19 protein-coding genes are annotated in these 20971 nt (G+C 46.4%); 6 read left to right on the top strand and 13 right to left on the bottom strand.

Features of this window, described 5'->3' with window-relative positions:
• The first annotated feature begins 23 nt into the window (after nucleotides 1-23).
• On the top strand, nucleotides 24-953 hold the full coding sequence (rimK, locus tag RHEIN_RS07360) for a 30S ribosomal protein S6--L-glutamate ligase (RefSeq protein WP_008898349.1): 930 nt from the start codon (nucleotides 24-26) through the stop codon (nucleotides 951-953).
• 24 nt (nucleotides 954-977) lie between these two features.
• Nucleotides 978-2021, top strand: coding sequence for a succinylglutamate desuccinylase/aspartoacylase family protein (locus RHEIN_RS07355; RefSeq protein ID WP_008898348.1), 1044 nt, complete (start codon nucleotides 978-980; stop codon nucleotides 2019-2021).
• A gap of 36 nt (nucleotides 2022-2057) precedes the next feature.
• On the opposite strand, the gene RHEIN_RS07350 is transcribed toward RHEIN_RS07355, so the two are convergent.
• Together RHEIN_RS07350 and RHEIN_RS20895 are read right to left on the bottom strand one after the other, a co-directional pair.
• Nucleotides 2058-3782 carry a potassium/proton antiporter gene (locus tag RHEIN_RS07350; RefSeq protein ID WP_008898347.1) on the bottom strand — a complete coding sequence of 575 codons (1725 nt, stop codon included), beginning with the start codon at nucleotides 3780-3782 and terminating at the stop codon, nucleotides 2058-2060.
• A 110-nt stretch (nucleotides 3783-3892) separates the two neighbouring features.
• Nucleotides 3893-4096: a hypothetical protein gene (locus tag RHEIN_RS20895; protein WP_139056427.1), complete on the bottom strand. Its 204-nt coding sequence runs from the start codon at nucleotides 4094-4096 to the stop codon at nucleotides 3893-3895.
• A 321-nt stretch (nucleotides 4097-4417) separates the two neighbouring features.
• Between RHEIN_RS20895 and RHEIN_RS07340 the strand changes: the two genes are divergently transcribed.
• The 3 genes from RHEIN_RS07340 (at nucleotide 4418) to RHEIN_RS07330 (ending at nucleotide 9243) form a co-directional block, all read left to right on the top strand.
• Nucleotides 4418-5746, top strand: coding sequence for an amidohydrolase (locus RHEIN_RS07340; protein ID WP_008898345.1), 1329 nt, complete (start codon nucleotides 4418-4420; stop codon nucleotides 5744-5746).
• Between the two features lie 173 nt (nucleotides 5747-5919).
• On the top strand, nucleotides 5920-7791 hold the full coding sequence (locus tag RHEIN_RS07335) for a DUF885 domain-containing protein (protein WP_008898344.1): 1872 nt from the start codon (nucleotides 5920-5922) through the stop codon (nucleotides 7789-7791).
• A 126-nt stretch (nucleotides 7792-7917) separates the two neighbouring features.
• Entirely contained in the window at nucleotides 7918-9243 is a 1326-nt protein-coding gene (locus RHEIN_RS07330) for an energy transducer TonB (RefSeq protein WP_008898343.1), read from the top strand.
• Between the two features lie 48 nt (nucleotides 9244-9291).
• On the opposite strand, the gene RHEIN_RS07325 is transcribed toward RHEIN_RS07330, so the two are convergent.
• Nucleotides 9292-10884: an MFS transporter gene (locus RHEIN_RS07325; protein WP_008898342.1), complete on the bottom strand. Its 1593-nt coding sequence runs from the start codon at nucleotides 10882-10884 to the stop codon at nucleotides 9292-9294.
• A 223-nt stretch (nucleotides 10885-11107) separates the two neighbouring features.
• On the opposite strand from RHEIN_RS07325, the gene bdpA reads away from it, so the two are divergent.
• Complete coding sequence (bdpA, locus tag RHEIN_RS07320) at nucleotides 11108-12601, top strand: BAR domain-like protein A BdpA (protein ID WP_008898341.1); 1494 nt, start codon at nucleotides 11108-11110, stop codon at nucleotides 12599-12601.
• A 53-nt stretch (nucleotides 12602-12654) separates the two neighbouring features.
• Here bdpA and RHEIN_RS07315 read toward each other — a convergent pair whose 3' ends face one another.
• From RHEIN_RS07315 to RHEIN_RS07270, 10 genes are all read right to left on the bottom strand, one after another.
• Complete coding sequence (locus tag RHEIN_RS07315; RefSeq protein ID WP_008898340.1) at nucleotides 12655-13935, bottom strand: DEAD/DEAH box helicase; 1281 nt, start codon at nucleotides 13933-13935, stop codon at nucleotides 12655-12657.
• A gap of 191 nt (nucleotides 13936-14126) precedes the next feature.
• The gene (locus RHEIN_RS07310; RefSeq protein WP_008898339.1) at nucleotides 14127-14447 is read right to left on the bottom strand and encodes a DUF6172 family protein; all 321 of its coding nucleotides are present in this window, start codon (nucleotides 14445-14447) and stop codon (nucleotides 14127-14129) included.
• Nucleotides 14448-14880: 433 nt separating this feature from the next.
• Nucleotides 14881-15324: a hypothetical protein gene (locus tag RHEIN_RS07305; protein ID WP_008898338.1), complete on the bottom strand. Its 444-nt coding sequence runs from the start codon at nucleotides 15322-15324 to the stop codon at nucleotides 14881-14883.
• Nucleotides 15325-15531: 207 nt separating this feature from the next.
• Nucleotides 15532-15984 carry a ferritin-like domain-containing protein gene (locus RHEIN_RS07300; RefSeq protein WP_008898337.1) on the bottom strand — a complete coding sequence of 151 codons (453 nt, stop codon included), beginning with the start codon at nucleotides 15982-15984 and terminating at the stop codon, nucleotides 15532-15534.
• 320 nt (nucleotides 15985-16304) lie between these two features.
• Entirely contained in the window at nucleotides 16305-16724 is a 420-nt protein-coding gene (locus tag RHEIN_RS07295) for an MAPEG family protein (protein ID WP_008898336.1), read from the bottom strand.
• Between the two features lie 108 nt (nucleotides 16725-16832).
• The gene (locus tag RHEIN_RS07290) at nucleotides 16833-17258 is read right to left on the bottom strand and encodes a BLUF domain-containing protein (protein WP_008898335.1); all 426 of its coding nucleotides are present in this window, start codon (nucleotides 17256-17258) and stop codon (nucleotides 16833-16835) included.
• A 216-nt stretch (nucleotides 17259-17474) separates the two neighbouring features.
• Complete coding sequence (locus RHEIN_RS07285; RefSeq protein ID WP_008898334.1) at nucleotides 17475-17807, bottom strand: DMT family transporter; 333 nt, start codon at nucleotides 17805-17807, stop codon at nucleotides 17475-17477.
• Between the two features lie 51 nt (nucleotides 17808-17858).
• Nucleotides 17859-18632 carry a DUF2884 family protein gene (locus tag RHEIN_RS07280; RefSeq protein ID WP_237704348.1) on the bottom strand — a complete coding sequence of 258 codons (774 nt, stop codon included), beginning with the start codon at nucleotides 18630-18632 and terminating at the stop codon, nucleotides 17859-17861.
• Between the two features lie 114 nt (nucleotides 18633-18746).
• Nucleotides 18747-19259: an Lcl C-terminal domain-containing protein gene (locus RHEIN_RS07275; RefSeq protein ID WP_008898332.1), complete on the bottom strand. Its 513-nt coding sequence runs from the start codon at nucleotides 19257-19259 to the stop codon at nucleotides 18747-18749.
• 9 nt (nucleotides 19260-19268) lie between these two features.
• Complete coding sequence (locus tag RHEIN_RS07270; RefSeq protein ID WP_008898331.1) at nucleotides 19269-20945, bottom strand: Lcl C-terminal domain-containing protein; 1677 nt, start codon at nucleotides 20943-20945, stop codon at nucleotides 19269-19271.
• Nucleotides 20946-20971 lie beyond the last annotated feature (26 nt).

The raw sequence follows: 20971 nt of genomic DNA, 5'->3' as shown, positions 1-20971 counted from the left end.
CCGGGCCTGATGATGGTGTTGTTATGAAAATTGCGGTCTTGTCGCGCAATAGTGAGTTGTATTCTACCCGCCGTCTTGTTGAAGCGGCGGAAGAGCGGGGTCACCAGATTGAGGTGATAGACCCGCTGATGTGTTATATGAACATCAACAAAACCAAATCCGGCATTCACTACAAAGGTGAAGTACTGGAGCATTTTGATGCAGTGATCCCCCGTATTGGTGCCTCCATTACTTTTTATGGCACTGCTGTATTACGTCAGTTTGAAATGATGGGCGTCTATGCGCTGAATGAATCCAGCGCCATCAGCCGTGCCCGCGATAAACTCTGTTCTCTGCAATTATTAGCCCGTGAAGGTATAGGTTTGCCTATTACTGGTTTTGCCGACAAACCAGGTGATATCCCAGATTTAATAGATATGGTCGGCGGCGCTCCGCTGGTGATTAAGCTGCTGGAAGGCACTCAGGGCATAGGTGTGGTGCTGGCTGAAACCCGCACCGCAGCCGAGAGCGTGATTGAAGCTTTTATGGGCCTGAACGCCAATATTCTGGTGCAGGAATACATTAAAGAAGCCAATGGCGCTGATATCCGCTGCTTTATTATCGGCAATAAAATTGTCGCCTCAATGAAACGTCAGGCCAAAGCAGGTGAATTCCGCTCTAACTTACACCGCGGCGGCACAGCCTCTATTGTAAAACTCAGCGCAGATGAAAAACGCACGGCTTTGGCAGCTGCTAAAACTATGGGCTTGCAAGTGGCTGGAGTGGATGTTCTGCGATCCAACCACGGCCCTGTGGTGATGGAAGTCAACAGCTCACCGGGTTTAGAAGGCATAGAAGGCGCAACCGACATTGATGTGGCTGAGCTGATGATCCAACATCTGGAAAAACATGTGCCTCTTCATCAGGCTCGAATGTTACAAAAAGCGCAGCAGAAAAAACTGGCCAAAAAGTAGGTTTCGATAACAAAAGGCAACCCCATGCTTACGGATAAACGACAGGCTTTTACTTTAGGTGGCACTGTGATCGAACCCGGCCAGCGGGCTGTGGTTGATATTCCTTTTGGCAAACTTTATACCCACACCGAGCTGAATATAGGGGCTCATGTGGTGCACGGTAAAAGACCTGGGCCTGTGCTTTTGATTACCTCAGCTTTGCATGGCGATGAAATTAACGGCGTCGAAATTTGCCGTCGTTTACTGAAATGGCCCAAGCTGAATCAGCTTAAAGGCACCTTAGTCGTAGTGCCTATAGTCAACACCTATGGCTTTGTGCAGCAATCCCGTTATCTGCCCGACAGACGCGACTTAAACCGCAGCTTTCCGGGCAGCGAAAAAGGCTCGCTCGGCAGCCGTATGGCCTTTCAGTTTACCGAACGTATTTTAAAACAATGCACTCATGTTATTGATTTACATACGGGTGCAATTCATCGCAGCAACCTGCCTCAGGTACGGGCCAGCGCCAAAGACAAAGTAGCGCTGCAAATGGCCGAAATTTTTAACGCCCCTATTATTATTAAAGCCGCCAGCCGTGAAGGCACAATGCGGGGCACAGCCAACAGTTTGGGCATTCCTATTATTTTGTATGAAGCGGGTGAAGCTTTGCGTTTTGATGAGCAATCGATCAAAGTGGGTGTGCGCGGCATTATGAACGTGATGCAGGATTTAGGCATGTTCAGCCCCAGCAAAAAAACCATCAAAACAGGTTCTTTATTCAGTAAAAAAAGTAGCTGGATCAGAGCAGAACACGATGGCATAGCCCGCTATTACGTTGGTTTAGGCCAAACTGTACAACAAGGTGACGTGCTGGCCCATATCTACAGCCCCTACTCTGACTTTGAAGTGGCAGTAGAAGCCAGCTTTAACGGCATAGTGATAGGCCGAAACAACTTACCTCTGGTAAACGAAGGCGAAGCTTTGTTTCATATAGCCGAAGTCAGCTCTTTGGACGAAGCAGAAAAAACCCTGGATGCCATCAGTGACGAAGTAGATGCCGCTATGCCACCAGTGTTGGGCGTGGTGTAAAACTACAGGTCAGAGCTAAAACTCTGACCTGTTTTGCTATGTCTGACTGGCGTTGCTGGTTGGTGCTATACCCACTGTGGTAATACGTTGCCCTACCATTTCACGCACATAAAGTGTGACTTCGCCGAAGTTTTTACTGGCCCCCACAGCAAGCGATTCTGCTAAAGCCTGACGTAATACCTCATCCAAGGACAAATGCCCGTCAGCAGAAAGCTCTATGCCATAAGAGTGGGATAAGTCTTCCACTTTGGTGTAGCCTTTTAATTTCAGTTCACCTGCTGGTAAATGCAGGTAATTACTTTTGGCTATACCAGAACAGACCAGATCAACAAAATCGCGGACTTCGGGTTTCATCACAATAAATAAATGATCGCCTGCATAAAGGAAAGTGGAACCCCGTGGCGGGATCACATCATTGCCTCTGGTGATCATCGCCACCACAGTGCCGTCAGGCAAGGCCATTTGGGATAAACGACGGCCCGAAGCGCGCGAACTGTCGCCCAACTGATACTCCACTATATCGGCATCTACATCACCTAAAGCGGTAATTTCCAGTGTAGCAGCAGGAGTTGCCGGAGCTGGTTCTGTTAATCCTAAAGCCCGCGCCATCAAGGGTAAAGTTGACCCCTGCACTGTGGCCGAAATCAGCACCACAAAAAACACCACACTAAAAATCAGTTCAGCGCCGGGCAACCCATACATCAGCGGATAAATAGCCAGAATAATAGGCACTGACCCTCTTAATCCAACCCAGGACACTAAGGTAATTTCCCGCATACTAAAGCCAAATAACTTCAGTACCGGCAGCACGGACAAAGGCCGGGCCAGCAGCGTCAGCACCAGCGCTATTAACAAGCCTTCAAACCAGACATCCAGCAAAGTAGAAGGGTTAATTAGTAAACCTAAGATCACAAACATAATAATCTGCCCCAACCAGGCCAGACCGTCGTGAAATAAGAAGGTACTGCGCTGAAACACAAACCTGCTGTTGCCTATCACTACCCCTGCAATAAAAATAGCTAAAAAGCCACTGCCCCCTAAATTAGCCGCAACACCAAAAGCCAGTAAACCAAAAGCCGCCACCATCACAGGGTATAAACCAGAAGTAGTCAGGTGAATACGGTTAATAATACGCACAGACAACCAGCCAGCAGCCAGACCTACCACTGAACCTATACCCATTTGTTGCACAAATAACATCAACAGGCCAGTGCCTGGCTCTAAGCCTTTCACCAGTACTTCTAATAAGCCTACAGTTAAAAATATCGCCATAGGATCGTTGGTCGCACTTTCAATTTCCAGCGTTGCTTTCAGCCGAGGATTAATGTGAATACCGGCGTTACGCAGCAATGAAAACACAGCTGCAGCGTCGGTGGAACCTACTATGGCGCCAATCAGCAAACCATAAAATAAAGACAGATCCAGAATATAAGCAGCAGCTACACCGGTAATAATGGCGGTAACCAGCACCCCAAAAGTGGCCAGTACAGAAGCGGGTTTCCACACCTGCCGAACAGAGGTCATTGGGGTTTGCAAACCACCATCAAACAAAATAATGGCTAAAGCCAAAGATCCGAGCGCATGCGCTATTTCGGCATTATCAAACACAATACCGCCAGGGCCATCTTCCCCTGCCAGCATGCCCACCATAAGAAACAATACCAGTACAGGCAACCCTAGTCTGGCCGACAATTTACTGGAAACAATGCCGAAGATAATTAAAATCGCGGCTAATAAAATAATTTGGTCAATCACAAACATAGATAGCTTTCTCACCACTAAAGCTGCACAACAGGCCTGCAGCAGAACTTATTTCGCAGCCCATGTCCTTCAGATTAAGAAGGCACAGTCTGCATGACAAAAAGTATGAACTAACTCAGCACTAAAGGAGGTGCCCTGGCGGAAAAACAGCGGGCTCTTGTGGTATGAAAAAAGCCGGGGACAACGGAATAAAGCTCCCCTACAACAGAACTAAAGCCAAACTGATGCCACAACACTGCAGTATGATCAGGATCAGCCGAATAAGCAGCATGCTTGACTAATTCTGGTTCGATCAGATGTGCTGCCAGTGCCATTCCTTTGCTTGTGCTCTGTAAAGCAAGCAAGTTTTCGGCAGCAGAATACGGCACTGCGGTACAGAATGAAGCGAAGTAAAAAAACAAGGCTATAAGACTTAAGTACTTCATAATTCGCAGTTAAAACCCAACTCCAGATGGCAATTTGACTATACCAGCAATTATGTCAAAACAAAGCTGAATATCCTCTGAGCAGAAACAGATCATCATTGATCTCGTGGCTTTAATCGCATATTCAACAGCGCCAGGTGTTCTTTGTTGCTTTTTTATGCTGTGATGCTGTAGTTGCATACTTTTAAAATAACAAAAAAGGATTTCAGAATGCGCCTGCTTCCCCTCGCCTGCTTAATCAGCTCAGCTTTTATCAGCACCAGCAGCCTGGCTGCGCAAAAAGACTTAGCTACAGCTATTCAGACCGATTACCAACAGCACCTTGAACCGCTGTTTAAGCATTTTCATCAAAACCCCGAACTGTCTTTTATGGAGTTCAAAACGGCCGAACGTTTAGCCAAAGAGTTAAAAGCTGCAGGTTTTGAAGTCACTACTGGTGTCGGCAAAACAGGGGTGGTCGCCATTCTGAAAAATGGTAAAGGCCCGCTGGTGATGATGCGCGCTGATATGGATGCTTTGCCGGTAGAAGAAAAAAGTGGTTTGCCTTATGCGTCCAAAGTAAAAAGCAAAGACTGGAACGGCAACGAAGTCTCAGTGATGCACGCTTGTGGTCACGATATGCATATCACCAGCTTAGTGGGCACAGCACGGCAGATGGTGAAAATTAAAGATCAATGGCAAGGCACTTTGATGCTGATTGGCCAGCCTGCTGAAGAATATGTAGGTGGCGCTCAGAGCATGCGCGACGACAACATCTGGGAGCGCTTTGGCACACCGGATTACGCTATGGCTTTGCATGTATCCAGTGAAATTGAAGCAGGAAAAATTGTCGCAGTTGAAGGTTCGCCCTACTCTGGCGTGGATTCGGTTGATATTCATATTCACGGCGTAGGCGCTCATGGTGCCAGCCCACACCGTGGTAAAGACCCTATAGTTTTAGGATCACAAATAGTACTGGCGCTGCAAAACATTGTCAGCCGCGAAATAGCGCCCAAAGAGCCCAGCGTTATTACTGTGGGTTCTTTTCATGCAGGTTCAAAACACAACATTATTCCAGACTCAGCCCATTTGCAGCTGACGGTACGGAACGACACCTTAGAAACCCGTGAGCAATTGATCAGCGCTATTAAAAGAGTGGCAACCAATATGGGGCGTGTTGCAGGTTTGCCTGAAGATAAATTGCCGGAAGTCACAGTAGACCCACAAACCACACCTCCTACAGTCAATGATATTCCGCTGACACAAAGGTTAAAGCAGCGCTGGGTGAGTCACTTTGGCAGCGATATTCTGGATCAGAATTACAAACGCCTGGGCATGGGTGCTGAAGATTATCCGTTTTTGATTATGAACCCAACTATTCAGAGTGTGTATTTCCAGATAGGCGGCACACCTAAGGAAGACTTTGAACGCGAGAAACAAGGAGGTGCTCCGGTGCCAAGCCATCACAGCCCATTATTTAAGATTGCGCCAGAGCCCGCTATAAAAGCAGGTGTGGAAGCCACAGTAGTCGCCTTGCTGGACCTGATGCCTAAACAATAAATAAGTCAGTAACTTCTCCATACCGGCTTGCCTCTGGCAGGCCTTTTTGTAAGATAAACTTACAATTGAGTTTCGACTCTGGCGGTAAATCAGGTTAGTCTGGTACTGCTGTCATCAGCTTTTTAACCCGGCCTGATGATGCCCATAATTAATAACTAAAAGGAAAACGCAAAGTGCGCCATTCATTATTAGCTCTTAGCATAGCCGCATTACTGGCAGGCTGCAGTCCGGCCCAGGACACATCAACCACCACCACGACCACAGCAGAAACAGCTACAGCAGCAGAAACCCAGGCGGCGTTATCTGAATCAGAACGCTTAAACCAGTGGTTTGAAACCAAATACGAAGAACAGCTGCAAATGAGCCCGCTGAGCATGACGTTTTTAGGCCGCAAGGATAAAAACGACCAGATTGATGACATGACAGAAGCAGCAGAAACAGAGCAACTGGCATGGCAGGCTGCCACAGTGGACGCATTAAAAACTCAGTTTGATTACAGTAAATTAGACACTGAAGCCAAAACATCGTACGACTTATGGATTTATCAATACGAACAAGCCCGCGATGCTGCCGCCTTTAACGCCAATGCCTATGTGTTTAATCAGATGCAGGGCCTGCATTCGTTTTTACCTCAGGTCATGATGAACTTCCATAAAGTAGAAGAAGTGGCTGATATGGAAGCTTATGTGAAGCGTATTGGTGGCATAGCCAAAGCTATCGCAGATTTGCAGCAACGCGCTGCCAGCTATGCTGAAGCTGGTGTACGTCCACCACGTTTTGCCTATGAAGGTGTGATAGAGCAGGTAAATAATCTGCTGAACGGTGCGCCTTTTAAAGAAAGCGATAAAGACGCCCCTTTATGGACAGATGCAAAATCCAAAGTAGAAGCGCTGAAAAAAGCCGACAAACTGGATGATAAAAAAGCAGAGCAGTTGCTGGCCGATGCTAAATCTGCCTTAACCACGCAATTTCAGCCGTCCTATCAGGCTTTATTAGCTTTTTTAACCAGCGAGCTGGATAAAACTCAGGAAAATGTGACTGGTGTATCCACTCAGCCAAATGGTGTGGCGTACTACAACCACAGGTTAGCTCAGTCAACAACGACAAATTTAACCGCAGATGAAATTCACCAGATTGGCTTAACTGAAGTAGACCGCCTCACCAAAGAAATGATTGCGATCAAAGACAAAGTGGGCTTTAAAGGTTCACTCAAAGAGTTCTTCACCTTTATTAAAACTGACTCTCAGTTCTTTTATCCGGATACAGACGAAGGCCGTCAGAGCTACATTACAGACTCTGAAGCCTACTTAGCTTTTATCGAGAAAAAACTGCCTGAATACTTTGGTATTCTGCCTAAAGCGCCTTTAGTGGTAAAACGGGTGGAAGCATTCCGTGAACAACCTGGTGCAGCTCAGCATTATTTCCCTGGCACACCGGACGGCAAACGCCCTGGGATCTACTACGCGCATTTGTCTGATATGAAACAAATGCCAAAAAATGAAATGGAAGCTATTGCTTACCATGAAGGCAGCCCGGGCCACCATATGCAGTTATCTATTGCACAGGAATTGACCTCAGTCCCTACTTTCCGTACTCAGGCACGTTTTACTGCCTATATCGAAGGGTGGGGTTTGTACTCTGAGTTATTGGCCAAAGAAATGGGTGCCTACCAGAATGATTACTCAGACTTTGGGCGTTTAATCACAGAAATGTGGCGTGCAGTGCGTTTAGTGGTCGATACAGGCTTGCACAGCAAAGGCTGGACTGAACAACAAGCTGTTGAGTACTTTAAAGAGAAAACTCCTGTGGCTGAAGGTGCAGTGGTCTCTGAAGTACGCCGTTATCTGGTGATGCCAGGTCAGGCCACAGCTTACAAAATTGGTATGCTGAAAATTTTAGAAATTCGCGCCAAGGCCAAAGAGCAGTTAGGTGACAAGTTTGATATCCGTGGTTTCCACGACACCATCTTAGGTGGCGGTGCATTGCCTCTGCAGGTACTGGAAAAACGTGTTCAGAACTGGGTAGACAGTGTGAAAGCTGCATAACGTCAGGTTCTTTGCTGTTGAAATGGCCCCTAATGGGGCCATTTTTGTTTCAGATCCAGCTTGCTAACACTTTCGCGTCAGTGTTAACCTTCTGGTCACATTTATATGAGTTACAGGGATGAAACAATGTACAAATCATTGCTGGTAAGCAGCTTATTGTTTTGCGGTGTGGCACAAGCTGATTTGCTGGACGCATTAAAATACTATGAAAAAAAAGACTACACCAAAGCTCAGGCGGAATTCGCTTCATTAGTGCCTCTTGGCAATGAAACTGCGGCTTTTAACCTGGCTGTGATGTATCAGGAAGGACAAGGTGTGGCTGTCGATCTGGCAAAAACACAGGCTTACCTGCAATTGGCTTATAGCCTTGGCGATAAAAAATCAGAGCGTCTGGCAAAAGCTTTATACGATCAGTTGCCCTCCTCAGAACAACAGCGGGCCAATGCCACTTTTGAACAGTTAGTTTCATCTGTTCAGATTAATAATCCGGCACTGGATGATGAGCCTGAGAGACCTATGCCGGAAGCCATCTCCCGCAAAGAACCCATGTATCCGATGTCAGCGGCCCGCAGAGGAGAGTTTGGCTTTGCCGATGCCCGTTTTCTGATTGATGAAAAAGGGAAAGTACAAGGCGTTGAAATAATCAACGAATACCCTAAAGGTACCTTTGACACGGCCACTAAAAATGCCCTGAGCACATGGGAATATCAGGCGACAGGGCAAAAACATATAGGCAGGGTGTCTTTGAGCTACACCCTCAGTGGTATAGCACTGCACAAAAAACGCCTGGATAAGCTGATCAAAGAGCAAAAATTGTTTGACTACGCACTGGCCGGCTCTCCAAGCCATCAATACCTGTTGGGCTCCTTACTCAGGCTGGTGAATGACCACTCCCATGCCAGACTGGAGGAAGAACCAAACAAACCATTTTCCCCGGATTTCAGTCTGCCTGCTGAGTTGTTTCAGCAAAAGTACCTGGCCCCCAAAAAATTAGCAGGTTTTAAAGGTCATGCTAAAGTCAGTACGGATGAAAAAGGCAAAGTCACTGCAGTGCTTGAAAGCAAACCGCTCAGTAAAACACAAGTGGAAGCTTTGTTACTTGGTCAAAAGTTACATGTCAAAGCCAAAGCTGGTCAGTATTCCATCAACACAGGGATCAAAAATGATGGTCAGGTTTTTATCCATAAAGTATTACAAGTATCGCCTTTTTACAGCAGCAATTACTGGTTACTGACCGCAGCCAAAAACGGTCATCTGGAAGCGCAGCGTTTAATGGCAGCCCGTTCAGATGAATGGGAAAACTACATGCTGCAACAAAATGATGCGGTGATACAAACCTGGGCAGGCGTCAGTAGAATACTCAAAGGTGAGCAGGAACAAGGACATGTATTGCTGGACAAAGCCATAGCTCAGCAGTATGAGGTGGCATCAGAGCTGAAAGCTGCACTTTAAAGCTCACTCTGTGATTCAACGAAAAGCCCACTTTGCGTGGGCTTTTATTTAACGTCCAGATTTTCTCTCCAGTGCCGCGTGCATATCTTCCAGGCGCACTCCTCTGGTATCAATGCCATGACGATGCAACATAAAGGCAGCGACCACCAAAGCAGCCATAATCACCAAAGCGGATAACGCCATCTGATCAAATAAGCCCATCACGCCAAGCAAGGCACCTAAAATGCCACCAAATTTTGAACTGGCGGCCACTATGCCAGACCCAGTGCCGCGTAAATGCACTGGATATATCTCGGCGGCATAAGGAATAAGCATAGCGATCACACCACTGGAACTCACCAGCAGCAGAGCAATAGACACGGAAAGCTGGGTTACCGATCGGCTGTCCAGCCAGTCAAATACACAGAAACTAAACAAGGATAAAGCCGTCAGCAGGATAAACAACAGCAAGGTTTTGATACTGTTCCAGCTGTGATACAACCAGATCACTAAGCCGACACCTGGCAAGGCAAAAAATGCCGATTTGGTAATAATGGCGCTGGCCTGCCCTGCCATGCCCATTTCACCTAAGTTCGTTGGCAGCCATAACATAAAGCCAAAATTAACCAGACCCCAGGCCACACCTGCAGCCACTAAACCCAAGGTAATGCCGGCATAATGCCATTGTAATAACTGCCTGAACCCAGAATGCTGCACTGCTGGCTCTTCTTCTACTACTATGCTGCTTTGATCCTGCGCCTGTACGCCGCTAAAACGCTGCAACACCAAACGTGCTTCGCTGGTTAAGCCTTTGCTGGCCAGATAACGTGGCGACTCCGGAATATAACGGTTTAAAAAGATCACCAACAAACCTGTAGGTAACCCCAGCATCCATAAAATACGCCAGCTAAACAAGGGTTCCAGTAGAGCTGCAGAGCCCGAGGCGGCCAGATAACCAGCCGCTGTGCCAAAACCACCTAAGGCCACCAGCAACCAACCTCTGTGTGCTGCAGGTATAGTTTCGGCCATCAGAGTAAAGGTAATAGGTAACAAGCCCCCTGCCGACATGCCCATTAAAAAGCACATCACCAGATTCCATTCAAAAGATGGCATAGCACCACAAATAGCAGTACCGATAAACATCAAGGCTGACAATAAAATAGCAGCCCTGCGGCCAAACAAATCCGCCATCATGCCCCACAATACTGAGCCTATAGTGGTGCCTGTTAACGCCACCAGAGCCAATACGCCAGCTTCTTTTGAGCTGATGCCATATTCTGCTTTCATACCCGGCATCACAAAACCTAAAGTGGCGGGTTTCATTACATCCACTATCACCGCAGCCATCAGCACCATCACTAAGGTCCAGTGTTCTTTATTCAGTGGTAACTGGTCGGCCACATGAAAATGTAATCTGCTGCTGTCGTTGCTACGCAGCTGGTCCAGCCGTGGCATCAAACCATACATGGCCAGCACTAAGCCAAGCGGAATCAATCCCATGCCAATTAACATGTTGCTGTCCATGGGCATACCCACCATCTGATAATTCATATGGGAAGCGTGGATAAACATGGGGATATGAGCCAGCACTCCCAGGGTAATGCCTATGCAACCCAGCCAAAAGGCCAATGGATGGTAAAAATTTAATCCCTGCGATTTCATCAAATTCGTCTCTGTGATTGGCCCCTGGTGAGGCACTTTTTGTAAGCGCAGAGCATACTGGGCAAATCAGTATTGCCGCAACAGCTATTTTTCGTGAAAGCCTTTGATTGGAAAACAAAAAATTGCGATGTTTTGATGGGCAAATTCAGCTACCATAAATCTTCACTCTGTCAGCCTTACACAAGACTGTATAAAGCTTTTCCCTACTCCACCTGAGGATTGTATGCGTAGTTTGTCTGTTGCTTTGCTTTGTTTATTCAGTGGTTTTGCTGTGGCTAAACCCGGTGAACTGGTATTTTCCAGTGACTTTGAACAAGACGCTCATCAATGGAATATTCTGGCCGGTTGCCAGCGTAGTTCCGAAATGGCCAGAACTGGTGTCAGCAGCTTGTTTTGTCAGGATGGCAGCAGCTCTTTAGTCAGCCGTTATCCGGTGTCAGAATTAGGTTTACTGGAGTTTTGGGTCAAACCTCAGTCGGCTTTTACCAGTTACCGAATTAATATTTTAACTTCTTCTTCTGTGGCTTTAGATGCACAGTGGCAACAGGTTGGCCTGGTGGAAGCACCGCCTGGCACCGAAAACTACATGGCACATCGTATATCTATTGATGATCCGGGCCGTAAGTACCTGCGACTGGATATTGAAACCTTGCACGGTGGTGTCGCTTTGGATGATGTAGTGCTGGATCGCATTCTGCTGGATACCGCTTTGCAGAAAAATGAGCAAAAAATTATTACCGGTATTCTGGATAAGCTGCAAACCAATAAAAACTATGAGCTGCAAAGCGAGTCGTTCCGCACTATAGGTAAAAACTATGCGGCGCAGCTGGAAAGTCAGCGCCAGTATCTGGAGTACGCCAACGCTATTTATTCAACCATTACTTTTGCGCTGGCAAGTTCTGAGCGCAATAAAATGTCGAATCCTATGGCCTATTCATCGTTCCGCACTATTTTAGCCGATACCAAAAGAGTGGCCTCCCCTCTGCAACAAGCCAGGTTAAATTCGATGGTGAAACCTTTTGGTGATTTAACTACGGCCACTTTAACTGTGGTCAGCGGCGGTTTATATGCCGCTTTTGCTGAACCTTTTAAGTCCTTTCTGGCCACAGCTTTTGATAAATCCAATTATGAAAATGCCGATTTAAACCGTAAAGACCGCAAATTTGCCGAAGAAAACGGCTTAAAAATTTATGAGCAGGCCGAGAAGTTTTTAACCGAGCTGGAACGTGAACTGGTGCAGGTGTCTGCGCTGGAAAACGATTTGCAGCACATGCTAAAAATGGTGGAACTGTTCCGTAAAGATTTAGACAAACATCTGCGCAATTATATACAGCATGCAGGACTTGCCCGCACTCAGGAAAATTACAGTCGTGTGATGAGTAAAGAAGAATCTATTCGTGCTCTGGTGATTAGCGAGGTCGGCGAAAACGTCACCAATAAAGCTCAGGGGTATCTGGCTGCCAACAACAATACCCAGCTTATTCAATACATGCTGAAAACTTCAGAGCAGCTCGAAGGCATGCAGGAATTTAAAGAACGCTTTAACCAAATTACGTCGTCAGCTATTACCTTCTACGACAAATTTGAGCGATCCGTTGCGCCGGATCAAAACCCCTTTACTGACGCCAAAGATAAAGCCGCATGGGAGCAACACGCACAAAAAGCCCGCACTTATATCAGGCAGTCAAAAGAGGCATTTGCAAAAGCTTATATGTAAGTGGGGAGAACCAGTCAAAGCACAGCGGCTTTGACTGGTTTCAGAACACAAGATTATTTAGCGGTACGTGGCTTAGCTTTAGGTTTGGCTTTTGGCTTCACTTTATTGGCACTGTCCAGATCGATCTGCGTTTCACTGGCTTTGTTTGAACGGCCTGACAATACCTTACGCGAAATACTTTTTAACAGGGATTGACGATTGCTCACTTCAAATCCAGGTGTGATAACACGTTGGATAGTGCTGCCAATCAGCTTTTGAATACGCTCTAAAGTTTGCTCTTCTTCACGGCTGACAAATGAAATCGCCTGGCCTTCAGCACCAGCACGGCCGGTACGACCTATACGATGGACATAATCTTCCGGCAGATACGGCAGGTTAAAGTTCACTACATAATCAAGGCCTTGAATATCCAGACCACGGGCAGCGACTTCAGTGGCAATTAACACCTGCAACTTAGCGGATTTAAAATCTGCAATAGCACGACGACGAGCGCCCTGACTTTTATCGCCATGGCACACTGCTGCTTCAATTTTACGCTGTTGCAGCCCGGCTAATAAACGGTCGGCTTGTTCTTTGGTGCTGGTAAAGACCAACACCTGGAACCAGTTTTTTTCTGCCAGCAATTGCTCAAATAATTCAATTTTCCGGCTTTCTTCTACCGGGTAAACCACATGGTGAACTGTATCCGCTGTGCTGTTGGTTTTAGCCACCCGGATTTGCTGGTGGTTTTTCAGAATTTTATGCGACAGTTCATTCACTGCAGGTGATGTCGTCGCCGAAAACAACATGGTTTGGCGATTCTGTGAAGTCATTTGCATCAGCTTCATCACGTCTGTAACAAAACCCATATCCAGCATACGGTCGGCTTCATCCAGCACTACAAATTCAACATCACTCAAGATCACATTGCCAAGGGCCATATGCTCTATCAAACGGCCTGGTGTGCTGATCAGTATATCCACGCCAGCTTTTAATTTATTAGCCTGACCACCCATTTTTACGCCGCCATAAAGTGCCGTCACACTGACAGGCACAAACCTGGCATAAGCAGCCACAGATTCGGCTATTTGCTCAGCTAATTCGCGGGTAGGTGTCAGAAACAAAGCGCGTGGGCGCTGTGCTACTGTGTCTTTTGGTTTATCCAGCATGCGTTGCAATACCGGAATAGCAAAAGCAGCAGTTTTACCTGTGCCAGTTTGTGCCGTGACCTGTAAATCTTTACCGCGACGCGCAGGCACTATGGCCTGTTCTTGCACCGGTGTCATATCACTGTAGCCACATTCTACAAGGGCGCGGAGTAAATCCGGGGCTAAATCTAAAGATGAAAATTGCATAAGAGTTCCTCTGTAGAATAGCTACAGTAAAAAAATGAGCGCAGAATATACAGTATTTTAGCGGTAGAAGAGACAATTCTTTGTCATTGAATGAATTTTACGCAGTACTGCTGCTATTTGTGATGCCAGGGTAAGGGCTACTTTCAGTTAAAAAGTGAAATGCTTATCTGCTGCGACAAGCACCCTTAGTATTAGCCTTCGTCAGCTTCGTCGATGTCAAAGCCAAGTTCACGTGGCTGATGTTTGCAGGCTCTGGCCAGAATTTCTACGTAGAAGCTCTCCAGTTCTTGTGCCACGGCAGCATCGATATGTTTATTGATTTCAGAAGTAAAAATCTTTTCTGCGACATCCACTGACGCACCAAAGCGACAATCGAAAGTCCAGTAGTCCATACCTGCAGGCAGAGTTTTGCGACGCTCTCTGTTCAGATACTTTTTAATATCATATTTAATAGAGTCCACCAAACGAGCAGGTTGCAGTTTAGGGTGGGTTAAAGCTATTGTCTTTCTCATCAAAATTCCTACAGATATGCACTGGTACAAGCTTATAAGCGCGCATTCTACATGGATGAGTGGAAGACTGCTATTTTCTGGCAAAATTTAACTGTCAAAACACCGGGGCGGATGAAAACCCACCCCACTATCAATCTAAGCTAAAAGCATTGTCCTGATAACAGCGCATAGATAAATCTTAGCATCACTAGAATGTTGCTTAGGTTTGCACGACCAATGCGCTCTCGCCGCAGATCGGTATCCAAACATTATGTTGCTCTGTGGGTTCTTGATTTAAGGTAATCCAATACCAACAAAATGACTTTAAAAATGAATTCAACTTCAGGACCATACATAATTAACAGCTCCCACTAAATGAGTGAAGCACGTTGCAGGCTCTTCTATAGGGCGTGTTAATTATTATTAATACATATCAAATATCTGAGATTGCCCCCTACTTCCAGTATTCAATAATTTTGGTCACTTTATCTTGCCGAAACTCAAATACCGCCAGATGATTTTTTACCACACCTTTGTGCTTTTCCTGCCGCTCTACAGCAATGGCGTTGTAACCCGGAATTTGACTGATAATACGATAACGGGGTTCTGTTTTATCGTACTTCCCCATAGCTAACAGCCGCAGTGTATTGCTATAAAGCTCATCCTTGCTGTAGTGACCACCATAAACATCATGGCGATAAACAAAATCATCCGTATAGAATGCAAAAAGTTTGTCGACATCAGCAGGAACCGAACCTTTTAACATCACCTTATTTTGCAGATCGTTAATTTCAATGACCCTGGCTTTTAGCTCATCAGCAGATAACAGATTCAGCTCTGTGGCAGCACTACTTGTTGTCAGTAAAAACAATAAAGCATTAAGCCATAATTTTTTCATACACCCTCCCTGTCATTCAGCACATTACAACCTGATACCACTATTTATACTTCAGTGGTGGGGCCAGAGGAGGTGGATTGGGGATAGAAGAATGACCTGTGCCAATCAAAGACAAGACTAACTTCAAAAAAATAGCTGCATCAGCCGGGAAATAACCGATGCAGCTGTTATTTAGCTGACGAAAAAAGACTGCTGTCAGCCTGCTGCTTAGTGCTTGATGCTTAGTTTCAGCGCCCGCATTTCATCATGGCAGTCCTGCATGGTGCTCATAGATTGCAGCAGTGCAGCTTCATACTGGGGCGGTTGGTTATCTTTTAACGCAATACGTAACTCTTCCAGCGTTTTATCTTCAACTTCTTCTAACTGACTGATATAGGTATGTTCCGTATCAGAAGATAAAGCGCTTATTACTTTGGTATACACTTTTCGGACTTCAACAGAAAAAGCTGAGCCTTCTTCACGTCTACCCTCTTCCAATACTGCAAAAGGTTGCAAACGTTCTTTCACCGACCGGCGTGCGCTGAGCATGCGATCAAAGAACTGTGCCAGTCGTGGATCACGAACTTGTTCTTTGGCTTCGCTGTAAAATTCGATACCGCTGTTTAATACCTGGATAATATCGGATGCATGGTTGATCTGAGGGGTATTTAACTGTGCCATAAAAATGTTCTCCTTGATAAAAAAAATAAAGGGTAGCCAGTGATGGCCACCGGGGGCGAACTCGTCCGGGCAACAGGACAGTTAAAGAGTTGCAGGGAACAGGCCAGACTATTATTCAGGAATAAAGACAGGTCCAATTAAGGCATAAGCAGTTGAATTTGTTTTATAAATAAATTAACTAATGTGCGGGGGGCAATCCTAAGCACAGCCAGCAGGCAGTATTGGCAGCGGAATTAATTTCATACTTGTATGCCACGACAGGTAATTTTTACCTCTGCCTGTTCAGGCAACTCAGATATGGCGCGGTTATCCATTGCACTTTATTGCATGAGCACTGAAACTAATTCAAGCAACCAATAAACGCCTATGACCAACTGCACTAAGAAAAACGTAAATCTAACATTAACCGCCACCACACTAAGCGAGAGAAGATGAGCTAAAGACTGAACTATGCGAGCGGCCAAAAATACATAAGCCAGGGGATCCGTGATCGCAGTCTGCTCTGTGATTAACGCTATGATCAACAAAGCTGCAAAAATCGGAAACCCCTCAATACAATTCGCATGAGCTCGTGTCAGCCTTTGCAAAAATGGTGAAAGATTGGCGTTATCAGGCTTAAATTCGTTGGCTGGAAACTTCTTCGCTACCACCCACCACAGCCGCATCACTTCCATAAGGATAAGTAAAAACAGCGTCCATGAGACAAAACCTAACAAAGCAACAACAGTAGAACTCCCCATATAAACTCCCTTTTTCAGATGTCGCGCACAAGATAAATGACTTTATCATCCGTCAGCAGCCTTGATACTGTCAGCTCTGCTTATGCTCACAGAACAAACAATGCACTGCTAACGAACCGTATTTTTGAACGCTTGTAAAAGAATAAAAGCCTCATTTGGATTGGACCTATACACAGCATCGTTTAAGGGCCGATCCAGGTAGTCACTGTGCCCGACTTTTTCGTCTTCCGTAAGATGACTTATATCTTTAAACCCCATTTTCCAGTCACTAAAACTGCGTTTCAGTATCGGCTCTCTGAATAAAGTAATAATTCCGCCGTGTCTTGGGTCATTTGATATTTTTTGATGCAATTCATCCACAACCTCAGCATCACCTTCCAGGACCTGCATAAAGTTTCCGTCTTTGAAAAGCAGCAGCCCCGTAATGCCTTTTCCTCCGTTGGCTTCACGACTCTGCCTTAAAATATCTTGTATATCTGAAGAGGTAACCGACCTGACTGCTGAGCTTAGATAGATTAAAGTAATCAATGCCATAGTTAGTCCTCACTAAGCGGAGCGCTGTTTTTATCCTCATTTAGCAGAAGGTTTCCAGAGGGTTTTGGTGTCCTCAACAGCGCTGTTTGCTGGCAGATAAGTTAAACCGCTTGTTTTCTTTGATAAAGTTTACTGAGCCCAAACTAGCGTCGATAGAACACTATTTCAACAGGTTATGCTGAAATCGCTCAAATAAAGGCCAACAACCATGAGCTATTAGTGACTCACAGCTTTAGAAAACACCTGCATAATCACCACACCGGCGATAATCAGAGCTATGCCAATTAAGGCGGGAAGGTCGAGTTTCTGGCCGAATAAAAACCAGGCTATGGTGGTGATCAGCACTATGCCAACACCAGACCAGACCGCATAGGCTATGCCTATAGGAATAACTTTTAAGGTGAGTGACAGGAAATAAAAGGCCACAGCGAAACCTACTATCACCAGTACTGAAGGCCAGAATTTGGTAAAACCTTCACTGGCTTTAAGAGACGAAGTCGCAATGGTTTCAGCCACTATGGCTGTTGCCAAAAATAACCAGTGTTTCATAGAGCAGCTTTTGTTTGAGATACTTTTAGACCAGATGGGGGTTAAAACAGTTTACTTCATTGTGACAACATCATAGGCCAGCAATTGCGGCACACGCTGTTGTAACTGGGTTTCAATCTGGTCAAGCTCAGTCAGGCGCTGACAAAACAATACAGATTTCTGCTCCAGCTCATCGGCTTTTAAATCCAGCCCTGAGTTAATTTTTGCCAGCAGTTCATCGGCGGGTTGCCAGTTTTGGCTTTCAGTGCGTTCAAAGTTGTCTTCACTCTGGCGCAGTGCATCACGCAGCGCATCCCATACTGCGCCTACAGTGTATTTAGCGAGATCTTTGAGCTGAGTCTTTAATTCGCCATGTAAAAAGGCATCCAGTTCATTCAGGCTTTGGGGAGCAAGGTAAAAATGATCGCCACTTCGGACAAAACGTGAGGTCAACTGATAGGTTGTTTCGCGGATTAAAGCCTGCCATTCCTGCTGCTGCGAGCTGTTGCCAATACCTGCCAGCATATTCTCAATAGCAGTTAAACCCAGTTCCACGCTATCTACAGCTATGCTGACCAGCTCTGGCACAAATTTACGCAGGCCCTGAGCATACTGGCGCACCAGTTCTTGCTCTGCAGGGTTTAAGGTGATCCACTCCCCCCGGATAAATAAGTCCTGATCATGATTAATCTGAAACACAGTGCGGTTGCTGGTCTGAATACGAATTTGCTCTGGGGATATCAGAATACCGTGACGGAATGCCATATTGCACTCGTTGGAAAAGCCCGGCCAACTGCAGAACATAAGTAACAGGATCAGAATAAAACGCAAGGTATCAACTCTCATTCGGGACAATGCTCAAGGCAAGTGAGGCTAGCTTAGGTGAAAAGTATCGGCAGATCATCAGGAAGTAACGCATTAGGGTGGTCTTTCATCGAAAAGACCACCCGACAAAACCATCTATTCGTCGCTGAAACGCACTAAACGTACGTACAAACGGGTTATTTTTTCTTTGGTGTTATTTTTTCCACTGTACATGGCAATGGCCCATGCCCGCTCTGGCTGAGTGATCATGGTGGTACTGGTCCAGATGTTTTCACTGTTGCTGGCAGGAAATGCGGTCAGATTAATAGCCGGGTCGACACAGCTGCGTTCAATCAGGGTCAGCACTTCTTTGGCATTAGGTAAACGCCAGGTGCCGTAACCTGCCAAAGTACTGCGCTGGGCATCCAGCAAGGCTTCAGACCAATCCAGCTGCTGTGCTGTGCCAGTGCAGCTGCTGCTGGAACTGTCCCAGCTTTGACCAACAAGGCAACGTGACCACATCAGCTTAGTGGTGGTATCCAGCACAGTACCATCTGTGTTCAGTTGAAAACTACTCAAAGCTTTGGTGGTTTCGATATTGCCAAAACAAACCTGCGCTGCCTGAGCAGGCAAAGCCATTATCAGTACTAACATTAGATATTTAGACATAAAGATCCCTTATGGCGAACGAACCAAACGCACAAAACCTAACTGAGTTTGCTGCTTTGGCAAGGTATTGTCATTGCCATTGCTGATATCAAACACCCATGCACTGATACCACCACCGCCTTCAGCGCTGGTTTGTCTGGTCCAGTAGAACAAATTATTCTGGATAGCTAAGTCGGGCTCAAAACGGAAAAACGCAGGGTCCAGCAAATGCGCCTCGCCAAGACGGCCAAAATCAGCAATAGACATCAACTCTTCTGTGGTTGGCAAACGCCAGTTGGCACCGCCGCAATACACTGTTGCGTTTACCTCTTCAATATAGGCACCTAAACCACAATCTGCTTCACTGGGACAGCTACTTAAGGCAGGTGCAGCTTCACCGCTTTCACCACCATTGCCCGTGTCTGCGTTAACAAAACTATATCTGTTATTGGCCGCTCGCAGCGTACTTGCAGGCGGAGCTGATATCACCGGCTCTTTCAGCTCCCAGATAAGGCCTGTCACATTGTCTCTGATGCAGGAGAACTCATTTGAGGAGTCTGCGACTTCGTCACCAAATTGATCCAGTTTGGTGAAGTCAAAGGCCTTTTCACCTTTGCCAATTTTGCGCAGGTACTGCACTACACTGTCTCTGCCGCCATCAGCATCCTGACGCGGAAATGCATCACTGCCACAAGGGATCTTGCCGGAGTTGTCGTAACAGTCAGTCACTCCCGTATCAGGTAAATCACCCAACACCGCATTACTGACGGTTACCAGTACAGTGTCTGTGGCATTTTGATTGTTGCTGTCTGTGACTGTCAGTTGCAGTTCGAGTTGGCTGGTTCCGGAAATATCCGGCGCAATAAAAGAGGCCTGGCAAGAACCTGGATTTTTCAGCACCAAAGTCTGGCCTTTTAACTGGCTCCAGCGACAGCTGAATTCTCCGCCGACAGTACGAGAACCACTGCCATCTAAAAACACTTCAGCAAACTCACGAACCTGCTGATCCGGGCCTGCATCGGCAATAATTTGCTGTGTGCTGGCACGAACAGGCACTTTGATGCTGCCCTGCCCTGTAGCACCTTCATCATCGGTAATAGTCAGCGCCAACTCTATGTCTTGTTGAGTGGCAACCAGTGGGGCAATAAAACTGACATTCACGGTATTGATCCCTGTTAACGCCACTTGCGGACCAGAAGTTTGAGTCCAGGCGTAACTGACAATGCGGCCATCGGCATCTAAATCATAAGAGGATGCTGCACTCACTGTCGCAGTTAAGCCCTGAGCGACAGGCAGTATGGAGGGTTGGGTAATTTGCAGCACAGCAACTGGAGGTTGATTTTTAGCCAGCACCCGCACCTGAGTTTCATCTGTCAAGTTTTGCCCGGCAGGCGTCGTATAAGTCACCTGAAACACCAAAACGCTGTCGGCTTTGACTGCAGGCGCGGTCAAAGTGACAGAGGCCGTGCTGGCGGGCATACCTGTGATGCTGGTACCTGACAACTGACGCCAGGCGAAAGTACCACCAGTTGGATCTCCCAAAGCATTCAGCGTAAAACTGTTTGTCTCATCAACACTTTGATCAAGCCCGGCATTCACACTGGCGGCAGAACCACCTGTATCAGAATCGCCGCCACCTCCGCCGCCACATCCGAGCAAAGCAGTGCTGAGCAAAATTAAAATAAACCATCGTTGTGTTTGGGTCATTGCCTTTATTCCACCAGATGCAGCGA

The organism is Rheinheimera sp. A13L (genome assembly GCF_000217935.1).
Taxonomy (GTDB): Bacteria; Pseudomonadota; Gammaproteobacteria; order Enterobacterales; family Alteromonadaceae; genus Pararheinheimera.
This window is presented reverse-complemented; position numbering and strand designations above follow the sequence as displayed.